Source organism: Flavobacterium hydrocarbonoxydans, from assembly GCF_009789235.1.
Taxonomy (GTDB): domain Bacteria; phylum Bacteroidota; class Bacteroidia; order Flavobacteriales; family Flavobacteriaceae; genus Flavobacterium; species Flavobacterium hydrocarbonoxydans.
In genome coordinates, this window is sequence record NZ_WSTB01000006.1 from 320,293 (window position 1) to 331,108 (window position 10,816).

The 10,816-nt window shown below is 34.9% G+C and carries 12 protein-coding genes; 7 read left to right on the top strand and 5 right to left on the bottom strand.

Annotated elements, in window-relative coordinates; all coding sequences use genetic code 11:
* The first annotated feature begins 8 nt into the window (after window positions 1-8).
* The 3 genes from GON26_RS13120 (at window position 9) to GON26_RS13130 (ending at window position 2,919) form a co-directional block, all read left to right on the top strand.
* Window positions 9-368, top strand: a complete 360-nt coding sequence (locus GON26_RS13120) for a hypothetical protein (RefSeq protein WP_160375216.1) — start codon at window positions 9-11, stop codon at window positions 366-368.
* A gap of 897 nt (window positions 369-1,265) precedes the next feature.
* Window positions 1,266-1,982, top strand: coding sequence for a pirin family protein (locus tag GON26_RS13125; RefSeq protein ID WP_160375217.1), 717 nt, complete (start codon window positions 1,266-1,268; stop codon window positions 1,980-1,982).
* A gap of 403 nt (window positions 1,983-2,385) precedes the next feature.
* Complete coding sequence (locus tag GON26_RS13130; RefSeq protein WP_160375218.1) at window positions 2,386-2,919, top strand: YceI family protein; 534 nt, start codon at window positions 2,386-2,388, stop codon at window positions 2,917-2,919.
* A gap of 237 nt (window positions 2,920-3,156) precedes the next feature.
* Here the strand turns inward: GON26_RS13130 and GON26_RS13135 are convergent, their stop codons facing one another.
* Window positions 3,157-4,020: an AraC family transcriptional regulator gene (locus tag GON26_RS13135; RefSeq protein WP_160375219.1), complete on the bottom strand. Its 864-nt coding sequence runs from the start codon at window positions 4,018-4,020 to the stop codon at window positions 3,157-3,159.
* 183 nt (window positions 4,021-4,203) lie between these two features.
* Here GON26_RS13135 and GON26_RS13140 point away from each other — a divergent pair, with 183 nt between their 5' ends.
* Together GON26_RS13140 and fabD are read left to right on the top strand one after the other, a co-directional pair.
* Entirely contained in the window at window positions 4,204-4,566 is a 363-nt protein-coding gene (locus tag GON26_RS13140; protein WP_160375220.1) for a DUF983 domain-containing protein, read from the top strand.
* 73 nt (window positions 4,567-4,639) lie between these two features.
* Window positions 4,640-5,515: an ACP S-malonyltransferase gene (fabD, locus tag GON26_RS13145; RefSeq protein ID WP_160375221.1), complete on the top strand. Its 876-nt coding sequence runs from the start codon at window positions 4,640-4,642 to the stop codon at window positions 5,513-5,515.
* A 100-nt stretch (window positions 5,516-5,615) separates the two neighbouring features.
* Here the strand turns inward: fabD and GON26_RS13150 are convergent, their stop codons facing one another.
* From GON26_RS13150 to GON26_RS13160, 3 genes are all read right to left on the bottom strand, one after another.
* Complete coding sequence (locus tag GON26_RS13150) at window positions 5,616-5,873, bottom strand: hypothetical protein (protein ID WP_160375222.1); 258 nt, start codon at window positions 5,871-5,873, stop codon at window positions 5,616-5,618.
* A 158-nt stretch (window positions 5,874-6,031) separates the two neighbouring features.
* The gene (gene galE / locus GON26_RS13155; protein WP_160375223.1) at window positions 6,032-7,045 is read right to left on the bottom strand and encodes a UDP-glucose 4-epimerase GalE; all 1,014 of its coding nucleotides are present in this window, start codon (window positions 7,043-7,045) and stop codon (window positions 6,032-6,034) included.
* 40 nt (window positions 7,046-7,085) lie between these two features.
* Window positions 7,086-8,216, bottom strand: coding sequence for a DegT/DnrJ/EryC1/StrS family aminotransferase (locus tag GON26_RS13160; RefSeq protein WP_160375224.1), 1,131 nt, complete (start codon window positions 8,214-8,216; stop codon window positions 7,086-7,088).
* A gap of 137 nt (window positions 8,217-8,353) precedes the next feature.
* On the opposite strand from GON26_RS13160, the gene GON26_RS13165 reads away from it, so the two are divergent.
* The gene (locus tag GON26_RS13165) at window positions 8,354-9,583 is read left to right on the top strand and encodes a 3-deoxy-D-manno-octulosonic acid transferase (RefSeq protein WP_160375225.1); all 1,230 of its coding nucleotides are present in this window, start codon (window positions 8,354-8,356) and stop codon (window positions 9,581-9,583) included.
* Window positions 9,584-9,931: 348 nt separating this feature from the next.
* Window positions 9,932-10,147, top strand: coding sequence for a PG1828 family lipoprotein (locus GON26_RS13170; RefSeq protein WP_160375226.1), 216 nt, complete (start codon window positions 9,932-9,934; stop codon window positions 10,145-10,147).
* A 116-nt stretch (window positions 10,148-10,263) separates the two neighbouring features.
* Here the strand turns inward: GON26_RS13170 and GON26_RS13175 are convergent, their stop codons facing one another.
* Window positions 10,264-10,638: a DUF1508 domain-containing protein gene (locus tag GON26_RS13175; protein WP_160375227.1), complete on the bottom strand. Its 375-nt coding sequence runs from the start codon at window positions 10,636-10,638 to the stop codon at window positions 10,264-10,266.
* Window positions 10,639-10,816 lie beyond the last annotated feature (178 nt).

Here is a 10,816-nt window from a genome sequence, read left to right on the forward strand (position 1 = left end):
AAACCCTTATGAAATATTTTATTTTAATAACCACTTTCTTTTTTATCAATTTCAACCCTCAGGAAAATGATAAACTTAATGGCCGCTACAATTACCTATTAGAAGATTACGACTTATACGTCCAGAAGGATAAAATTACTTTTAAGGATAGTGTTTTTGTTTTTGACAACAAGTATCAGCCAAAAGGAAAAATCTCTTATGGCAATGTAATATTGCTGGAAAATTTCATAAATACTGATTTAATCATTAGTATTTCGAAAGATCAAATCAAAAAAGATACTATTCTATTTTATATGCACGATAAGAGAGATGGAGGGAATTATCTTGATAGTTCAACAGGAAAAGGGAAATTGATTAAAATAAAATAATTCGGTTTTTTTTTAGCTCGCAAAGGCGCGAAGGCGCAAAGTTTTATTTTCCTTTGAACTTAACCACAATCTTGTCATCTCGACGGAGGAGAGATCTCCGCAAGTAGCTCGACAAAGATTGGCGATTTAGCAGGTGGAGCTACTTGCGGGGATTGCTCGTTCCTTGGAATGACAAGATTATGGAAAAACCTTTGCGCATTTGATTGTGGAGCTACTTGCGGGGATTTGTGGACTAAGATTGACGATTTAGCAGGCGGAGCTACTTGCGGGGATTTCTCCTTCGTCGAAATGACAAGTTTGTGGAAAACCTTTGCGAATTTGATTGTGGAGCTACTTGCGGAGATTTCTCCTTCGTCGAAATGACAAGATTATGGAAAACCTTTGCGAATTTGATTGCGGAGCTACTTGCGGGGATTTCTCCTTCGTCGAAATGACAAGTTTGTGGAAAACCTTTGCGAATTTGACCCTTTGCGAATTTGATTGTGGAGCTACTTGCGGGGATTTCTCCTTCGTCGAAATGACAAGTTTGTGGTTACTTTTTCTAAAATGTAAAAACTAATTAGTCTTCGAGTATCCAAACCTTTACCTTCTGAACCTTTGTACCTCTGGACCTTTAAACCTTCCCAACACAAAGATTCTTATAAAAAACAAAACATCAAATTTAGCCCTGATAGAAGTGGAAATCCTTTTGTGCCGGGGTTCGGCACAAAAGATTGAAGCGGATAGCAGGACCGGACGTTCTTTTGAAAACTATGGCTTCTGCTCCTGAAAAACCTTAGAATTTTAGCGACTTAGAAGCTCTGAAACTTCAGGAAAAACTTTTCTTAACCTAGATTAAGTGCTTTTGAAGGATGTTGGTTGTAAATTTGTACTATAAATAATAAAACACATAACATCATGGAAAATATAGTAGTACACAAAGCAGAGACAAGAGGAAATGCAAATCACGGCTGGCTTAATGCTTACCACAGTTTTAGTTTTGCAAGTTGGTACAATCCTGAAAGAATTCAGTTTGGAGCGCTTCGCGTTTTGAACGATGATACGATTGCGGGCGGAATGGGTTTTGGAACGCATCCTCACGATAATATGGAAATTATTACGATTCCGCTTGAAGGTGATTTAGCGCACAAAGACAGCATGGGAAATACCGAAATCATCAAAAATGGTGATGTTCAGGTGATGAGTGCCGGAACTGGAATTCAGCATAGTGAGTTTAACCCAAATGCGGATCAGCAGACTAAATTGCTGCAAATCTGGTTGTTTCCGAACAAGAGAAATGTGGAGCCTCGCTACCAGCAAATTACATTGAATGTTGCGGACAGACACAATAAATTGTCTCAGATATTATCTCCAAATGCAGATGATGAGGGCGTTTGGATTCATCAGGATGCCTGGTTTAATATGGCGAATTTTGATGCCGGAATTGCAACAGAATACAAAATCAAGAAAGAAGGAAACGGCGTTTATGCTTTTATTTTGAAAGGAAATGTAACGATCAACGGTCAGGAATTGAACACTCGTGATGCTGTTGGGATTTCAGGAACTGATACCCTGAATATTAAAGCAACTACGGATGCAGAATTTTTATTGATGGATATTCCGATGAATTATTAATTCGAAAAACAACTCATACTTTTTTTTTCAGGAAACGATAAGCAAGCTGATTTTTCAGTTTGTTTATCGTTTTTTTTGCTAGAACCCCAAATTTGACGTCTGCCTACGTCAAATTTGACATCGGAGACGTCAAATTTGACATCAGGGACGTCAAACTTGACATCGGGGACGTCAAACTTGACATCGGGAACGTCAAACTTGACATCGGGAACGTCAAATTTGACATCAGGGACGTCAAATTTGGCCTAATTCGCTCTTTTCCTATTCTCGGATGACTCCCCTTTAATTATCACTTTAGGTTTACCTTTTTTTTATTTCTTAATCTAGGTTAAGTGCCTTTCGCGTAGTGTGGCTGTAACTTTGTCCTATCAAAATGAAATTAATCTTTTTAAAAAATAAATTTATGGCAACTACAAAATGGGCAATTGACCCAACACACTCAGAAATTGGTTTTAAAGTTAAACACATGATGTTTACTAATGTTTCAGGAAAATTTGGAACTTATGATGCAACAATCACTACTGAAGGTGATGATTTCGAAAATGCAGCTATTGAATTCTCTGGTGACATCGCTTCTATAGACACTGCAAATGCAGACAGAGACGGTCACTTGAGAAGCGGCGATTTTTTTGATGTTGACAATCATCCGAAATTAACTTTTAAAGGTTCTTCTTTCAAAAAAATCAACGATGGAGCTTATGAATTGACTGGAGATTTAACTATCAAAGGCGTTTCGAAAGAAGTAAAATTTCCGGTAGAATTTAGCGGAATCCTGACTGATCCATGGGGAAATACCAAAGTTGGTTTGAGTATCGAAGGAAAAATCAATCGTAAAGATTGGGGATTAAACTGGAACTCTGCTCTTGAAACAGGTGGTGTTTTGGTAGGCGAAGAAGTTCGTTTGAATATTGAATTGCAATTTGCTAAACAAGCATAATTCTATAATAAATTAGGTTTAATTTGGTTGGTTAAAAAACCCTGTACTTTTTAGGAAGTACAGGGTTTTGTGTGCAAAAAAAATCGCCACGAATTCACGAATTTCGACGAATTTTTTCTCAAAGCATAAGTTTTTTTGCCACAGATTAAAAGATTTTCACAGATTTAAAATCCATAGAATCCTTTAATCTGTGGCAGAAAAATAATAATTCGTGGAAATTTGTGGCAAACTTAAAAATCATCGTACAGCATTTCGAAATTCTGTTGGAGAAAAACCGGTTTGCTTTTTGAAGACCCTTGAGAAATAGGAATAGTCGTCGTAGCCTACTTTATAAGCGACTTCATTTACCGCTAATTGCTTGTCGATCAGCATTCGTTTTATTTCGAGAATCACTCTGTCCATAATTACTTCTGTGGCGGTTTTTTGGAGGATTTCGTTGCAGATTCTGTTGAGATGTTTTAAAGTGATATTTAATTTTTCTGCATAAAATGACGGTGCTTTTTCAGCTTTAAAATTATGTTCCAAAAGCTGCTCGAAAGCATCAATTTTAATATTATAAGAATGGGCCTGATGCGAGTAGGTTTCGCTGTATTTTCTGGAAATTTCGATATGAATGCAATCCAGAATATTGAGCAATTTGTCTAATTGTAATTTATTGTTTTGTTTATTTTCTTCGATTAATAAATTAAAAAAAGGCAAGACTTTAAGCATTTCGTTTTCTTCAAAAACCATTTCCGGGCGATTGTGAATGGAATGGTAAAAATTATAATCGTTGATTTTCTTTTGCCCGAAATACAAATTATACAATTCCTGCGAAAAGATAATTACGTAACCCTCTATGTCTTCAGACAAACTCCAATGGTGCATTTGTCCGGGCTGTAAAACAAATAGACTTCCGTTTTTTATGTCGAATCGGTCAAAATCTATTTCGTGAATTCCGGAACCATTCGTAAAGAAAACCATCAAATACGAGTCATGACGATGTGGTTCTTCTATAAAACTGTGGCTTTTTAGATGTTCTTTGAATGTATTGACATAAAATTCCCGATGGATATCGTTGCAACTAAAATTCTGAACACTATAAATGGGGTATTTTTTCATACGGATTAGAGTTTAGAGTTAAGATTGTAGAGTTTAGATTTTAGATTGTAGATTTTTGGAATTTGGAATTTTTTTATTGGAATTTCAAACAAAATGTCTTTATTGTGCTATAAGTGGCGAAGATATAAAAAAGAATTCATACGATTCTAAGATACCTTTGTGTAAATAAAAACAAACAAAGTCATGTCAAACACCTTAACACATATCCTGAAAAATGAATGTCCGAATTGTCACAAAGGAAAAGTTTTTAAAGACAAAAACATTTTTCTGAATTTTGGTTTTCCAAAAATGAATGAAAGCTGCAGTCATTGTCATTATACATTTCAGAAAGAGCCTGGGTATTTCTTTGGTGCAATGTACGTAAATTATGGATTAACAGTTGCTCAGGCGATTGCGACATATTGTATTGCGCAGTTTTTCTTCGAGAAGACTTTCGATTTGAGAATTATCCCGATTATAGCCGGTGTAATTATCTCTTTTTCATTTTTCAACCTTCGATTTTCACGATTATTGTGGATTTATATGTTTAAGAATTATTCAAGCTAAAAAAAGTGTTATTTTTGCATTCAAAAAAAATAACCTCAGTATGAAAATGATACTGAATTAAATTTAGCACAAAATGAAAGCATACGTATTTCCAGGTCAGGGCGCACAGTTTACAGGAATGGGCAAAGACTTATATGAAACATCGGCTTTAGCCAAAGAATTATTCGAAAAAGCCAATGAAATATTAGGTTTTAGAATTACAGATATCATGTTTGAAGGTACAGCCGAAGAACTAAAAGAAACTAAAGTTACACAACCAGCCGTATTTTTGCACTCGGTTATTCTGGCTAAAACTTTAGGCGAAGATTTTAAACCTGAAATGGTTGCAGGACATTCTTTAGGAGAATTTTCGGCATTGGTTGCCAACGGAGCTTTATCTTTTGAAGATGGTTTAAAATTAGTTTCGCAACGTGCTCTGGCAATGCAAAAAGCCTGCGAAATCACGCCATCAACCATGGCTGCGGTTTTAGGTTTAGCAGATAATATTGTGGAAGAAGTTTGTGCATCTATTGACGGAGTTGTAGTTGCTGCCAACTATAACTGCCCTGGACAATTGGTAATTTCTGGAGAAACTACAGCCGTAGAAAAAGCTTGTGAAGCCATGAAAGCTGCAGGAGCAAAACGTGCGTTAATTCTACCTGTTGGTGGAGCATTTCACTCGCCAATGATGGAGCCTGCAAGAGAAGAATTGGCTGCCGCAATCGAAGCAACTACTTTCTCAACTCCTATTTGCCCAGTGTATCAAAACGTAACGGCAAATGCTGTTTCTGATGCCAACGAAATTAAAAAGAACTTAATCATTCAGTTGACTGCTCCTGTAAAATGGACACAATCTGTACAACAAATGATCGCTGATGGCGCTACTTTGTTTACCGAAGTTGGACCAGGAAAAGTATTGGCTGGCCTGATTAATAAAATTGATAAAGAAGCTGTTACAGCGAATGCGTAATTGGTAGAGTTGCACTGCAGTGCAACTTTACAAGATCTATATAATGAAATCCTCATGAACAATTGTTTGTGAGGATTTTGTCTTTTATTTAGGAAAAACATTATTTCCAAGGATAAGCTTTTATTCTTTTAGCCATTTCAGATTTAAATTCTTCTGGAGTTAATCCTCTTTCAAACTCAGTATCAAAATCAAAAGTTTCCAAATCTGTTTTTGGTTTCTGAATTTTAGACTTTTCATCTCCCCACCATTCTCTAATTCTTCTGATTGATTCTACTTTTGCTTCTTCCAGGGTCAATCCCTTGGCAAATTCAGCATCAAAATCAAAAGCACTTTCTTCATTTTCTTTTCGCAAACCCATAATTCCTATGCTTTAATTCTTACAAATTTACAAAATAAATTGTCTTAAAATAAAAATCCCAAACAATCTAAACCGATTATTTGGGATTTTTTATTCTTGTAATGTTAGGCGTACTGCTGTACGTCTCTACAGTATTTATTTTTATAAAATATTCTTCTTTATGAACGAACTTTCTGCTCCCATTTCCAGGCACTTGCCATTGCTTCATCAAGGCTTAATTCTGCCTTCCAGCCCAAAACATTATTTGCTTTATCAGTATTAGCGTATGCTTCGGTGATATCGCCTTCACGGCGCGGCATAATTTTATAAGGCAGTTTTTTATCGCTTACTTTTTCGAAACTATTAATTACTTCCAAAACAGAACTTCCTGTTCCGGTTCCTAAATTAAAAGTTTCTACTTTTTGCAAATTCTTTTTATTGAACAAACGCTGTAATGCGATAACATGCGCTTTCGCTAAATCTACCACATGAATATAATCACGAACCGCAGTTCCGTCAGGAGTTGGATAATCATTACCAAAAACAGATAATTCCTGGCGTAATCCCATTCCTGTTTGTGTAATAAACGGCACTAAATTCTGAGGAACACCCAAAGGTAATTCTCCAATTTCAGTAGAAGAATGCGCTCCAATTGGATTGAAATAACGCAATAAAATAGCGCTGATATTCGTAACTTTTGCCGTATCTATAATGATTTCTTCTCCAATTTGCTTTGTATTTCCGTACGGAGACATTGCTGCCTGCACAGGAGCATCTTCGGTAATTGGCATTTTTTCGGCCTGACCGTAAACCGTACAAGACGAACTGAAAATGAAACTTGCCTCCGGTTTTTGCTGTAATTCCTGTAACAAATACACTAATGAAGCAATATTGTTTTCATAATATAACAAAGGCTGCTCTACACTTTCACCCACTGCTTTCGAAGCCGCAAAATGAATTACTCCCGTAACATCATTGTGTTTTTTAAAGAAATTTTGAACTGCTGATTTTTCTCTTAAATCTAATTTTTCAAAAATTGGCGTTTTACCTGTAATGGCTGTAATTCCTTTTAAAACATCTTCTGAGGAATTAGATAAATTATCGATTATCACTACTTCAAAACCTTCATTTTGCAATTCGACTACGGTGTGAGAACCAATAAATCCTAATCCTCCTGTTACTAATACTTTCATTCTTTGGTTGTTTTGTACTGTTTATTTGGTTTATTATTTCTTATTTCAAAAATTCTAATACAGAATCCGTAATAAATTTAATTTGCTCGTCATCCAGCTCAGTGTGCATTGGCAAAGCAATTACTTCTTTCACCAATTGATTGGTTACAGGAAACTGCTCTTCTTTGTAACGTGTATCAACATACGCTTTTTGAGAGTGCAACGGGATTGGATAATAAATCGCACACGGAATTGCTTTGTCCAGCAAATGCTGCATCAACGCATTTCTATCGGCATCTATAATTCTCAACACATATTGATGAAAAACATGATCATTTTCGCTTGCATCAAATTCCGGCGTAATGATGTTTTTATGTCCTGCAAAAGCAGCATTGTATTTTGAGGCAGCACGACGACGCGCTTTATTGTATTCGTCTAATAATGGCAATTTAGCATTTAGAACCCCTGCCTGAATACTATCCAAACGTGAATTCACCCCGACAACATCATGGTGATAACGCTCATACATTCCATGATTAACGATTCCGCGAATGATGTGTGCTAATTTATCATCATTGGTAAAAATAGCACCACCATCTCCGTAGCAGCCTAAATTTTTAGAAGGAAAAAATGACGTTGCAGCTACGTGACCAATCACGCCTACTTTGCTTTTCACTCCCGTTTTCGAAACATAATCAGCTCCGATTGCCTGTGCATTATCTTCGATTACATACAAATTATGTTCTGCAGCAATTTCCATAATGGCATCCATATTGGCAGCTCGGCCAAACAAATGGACCGGAACAATTGCTTTTGTTTTAGGCGTAATTGCTTTTTTAATCGCTTCGATATCAATGTTCATATTTACCACATCAACATCAACCAAAACCGGAGTTAATTGCAATAGCGCAATCACCTCAACTGTTGCAGCAAAAGTAAAATCGGCAGTAATTACCTCATCACCTGGTTTTAAATCCAAACCCATCATCGCGATTTGCAAAGCATCGGTACCATTTGCACACGGGATCACGTGTTTTACCTCTAAATATTCTTCCAGATTTTTTTGAAACTGATGCACCAAAGGTCCATTTATGTAGGTATTCGTATCTAAAACTTCCTGAATAGAAGCATCAACAGTTTCTTTTATTTTTTCGTATTGACTCTTTAAGTCAACCATTTGAATTTTTTTCATTTATCTTTCTTTATATAAAACGCAAGAATTGATTTTGAAGTCAATTCTTCAATTTGAAAGAACAAAAATAGTTATTTAATGCCGTCAAACAATGAAAATAATCGAAAGAAACGTATTTTAGCCACAAAAATAAACACATGCTTTTTCTGTACAATTTAGTCATTTCTGTTGCTGCGTTTTTTCTGAAAATTGTTGCGCTTTTTAGTCCGAAAATTAAACTTTTTGTTGATGGGCGAAAAAATGTTTTCTCTATTTTAGAAGAAAAAATAAAACCGTCAGACAAGACAATCTGGTTTCATTCGGCATCCTTGGGCGAATACGAACAAGGCTTGCCTGTGATTGAAAAAATTAAAGAAAAATACCCTTCTCATAAAATTATTGTCACTTTCTTTTCACCATCCGGATATGAAGTCCGAAAAAACAATACCGTTGCTGACGTTACCGTTTATTTACCTTTGGACTCCAAAAGCAATGCAAAAAAGTTTCTGAAATTAGTTCACCCGGAAATGGTTTTCTTTATTAAATATGAATTTTGGTTAAATTATTTAAGTGAATTAAAAAATCTAAAAACACCTACTTACCTGATTTCAGGAATTTTCAGAGACAAGCAAATGTTCTTTAAATGGTATGGTGGTTTTTATCGAAAAGCACTCGAAACCTTTACTTATTTTTTTGTTCAAAATGAAAGTTCGAAACAAAAAATTGAAGCCATTGGTTTTCATAACGTGATTGTTTCCGGAGATACCCGTTTTGATCGTGTTGCCGCTATTTTAAAAAGAGACAATACAGTTGATTTTATCGAAAGTTTCAAAAATAACCAGACCACTATCATTATTGGAAGCTCCTGGCCCAAAGACGAAGTTTTATTAATTGAATACATCAATCAGGCGCCAGAAAACGTAAAATTTATTATTGCCCCGCATAATATTAAACCTGAGCAAATATTAAATCTAAAATCACAAATCACTAAACCGACCGTTTTATTCTCTGAAAAAGAAAATAAAAATCTCACCGATTACAACGTATTCATCATTGACACTGTTGGTTTACTAACCAAAATTTATAGTTACGGAACGTTTGCCTATGTAGGCGGTGGTTTTGGAAATCCGGGAATTCACAACATTTTAGAACCCGCAACCTTTGGCATCCCCATTGTTATAGGACCTAATTATTCTAATTTTGCAGAAGCTGTTGAATTAGTTTCACTAGGTGGTTGTTTCGTTATTTCAGATACTAAAGAATTGAAACACATTTTTGACCAAATGATTTCAGAGGAAAATTTTCTGCAGCAAAAAGGAAAAATTTGTAAGAAATACATTCAGGACAATAAAGGAGCTACAAATCGCATTATGGAAACGATTTCATAAACATTTAAAACCTCTATTTTTGCTTTTAAAGACTTTTTTACCGGAAAAACTTCTTAAATACCTCTTTTAAGCTATTTCTTGTTTACCAATAAATCAAGAAAAAGCAAAACAAAGTGCAACTAAGCCAAGCAAATTAGCTAATTTGGTTATAGAATCTTTAAAGAAAAATAAATTACTCGAAAAATACAATAATATAATAAATTTTTACTATTTTGGCATATTATTTGATAACTAAGATAATCGTGAGCAACGAAAATATTTTAAAAAAAATATGAAAAAATATTTTACATATTAAAAAATTTATATCTTTGCCACGAATTAATAATTAACCTTTTATAATAAAGTAAGATGAAAAAAGTATTTTTAAGTTTAGCTGTTGTTGCTGTTTTAACTGTTGTATCTTGTAAAAAAGCTGACGCTGCAGCTACTGAAGGAGCTGTAGATTCTACTGCTGCTGTTGTTGATTCTGCTGCTGCTGTAGTTGATTCTGCTGCTGCAACTGTTGACTCTGCTGCTGCTGTAGTTGATTCTGCTGCTGCAAAAGTTGAAGAAGCTGCTAAATAATTAGACACAGCTCTAAAGATTTAAAACCATCCCGCCAGGCGAGATGGTTTTTTTTTATTTATTAATTTCGATAAATAAAAAAAAGGCGTTTTGAAAATATTCAAAACGCCTTTTTTTTATTCTACAACTTCCTCATCAACAACCTCATCTTCAAAAATCGATTCACTAGAAGAAAAATCTAATATTTCCGCTTTTGATCCGTAAGTCACAATTTCCTTTATTCCTTTCTGCAAAAGCAATTCCGTAGTGTATTTTCGGCTTGTTGCAAAATGAACCTCCCCCAACATCAATTTAAAGAAATACTTGCCTCCTGAACCTTTAAATTTCAAAAATCTAGCCTGCTCTATATTCGCTTTAAACTTCTCAATATCTTCCTCACATTCAAATTTCAACTCATAACTTAAACTTGTAAAAATTACTTTTCCTTTTCGAGAAGTAAACACAAACTTATACTCATCATTAAATCTTTTACTAATTACAAAAGCACCCATTTAGAATTTTAGATTTTAGATTGTTGATTTTAGATTCCTTAGTCCTTAGTTCTTAGTTCTTAGTTCTTAGTTCTTAGTTCTTAGTTCTTAGTTCTTAGTTCTTAGTTCTTAGTTCTTAGTTCTTAGTTCTTAGTTCTTAGTTCTTAGTTCTTAGTTCTTAGTTCTTAGTTCTTAGTTC

Coding starts and splice junctions, on each gene's coding strand:
- GON26_RS13120 (WP_160375216.1), top strand. CDS start 9: ATGAAATATTTTATTTTAATAACCACTTTCTTTTTTATCAATTTCAAC.
- GON26_RS13125 (WP_160375217.1), top strand. CDS start 1,266: ATGGAAAATATAGTAGTACACAAAGCAGAGACAAGAGGAAATGCAAAT.
- GON26_RS13130 (WP_160375218.1), top strand. CDS start 2,386: ATGGCAACTACAAAATGGGCAATTGACCCAACACACTCAGAAATTGGT.
- GON26_RS13135 (WP_160375219.1), bottom strand. CDS start 4,020: ATGAAAAAATACCCCATTTATAGTGTTCAGAATTTTAGTTGCAACGAT.
- GON26_RS13140 (WP_160375220.1), top strand. CDS start 4,204: ATGTCAAACACCTTAACACATATCCTGAAAAATGAATGTCCGAATTGT.
- fabD (WP_160375221.1), top strand. CDS start 4,640: ATGAAAGCATACGTATTTCCAGGTCAGGGCGCACAGTTTACAGGAATG.
- GON26_RS13150 (WP_160375222.1), bottom strand. CDS start 5,873: ATGGGTTTGCGAAAAGAAAATGAAGAAAGTGCTTTTGATTTTGATGCT.
- galE (WP_160375223.1), bottom strand. CDS start 7,045: ATGAAAGTATTAGTAACAGGAGGATTAGGATTTATTGGTTCTCACACC.
- GON26_RS13160 (WP_160375224.1), bottom strand. CDS start 8,216: ATGAAAAAAATTCAAATGGTTGACTTAAAGAGTCAATACGAAAAAATA.
- GON26_RS13165 (WP_160375225.1), top strand. CDS start 8,354: ATGCTTTTTCTGTACAATTTAGTCATTTCTGTTGCTGCGTTTTTTCTG.
- GON26_RS13170 (WP_160375226.1), top strand. CDS start 9,932: ATGAAAAAAGTATTTTTAAGTTTAGCTGTTGTTGCTGTTTTAACTGTT.
- GON26_RS13175 (WP_160375227.1), bottom strand. CDS start 10,638: ATGGGTGCTTTTGTAATTAGTAAAAGATTTAATGATGAGTATAAGTTT.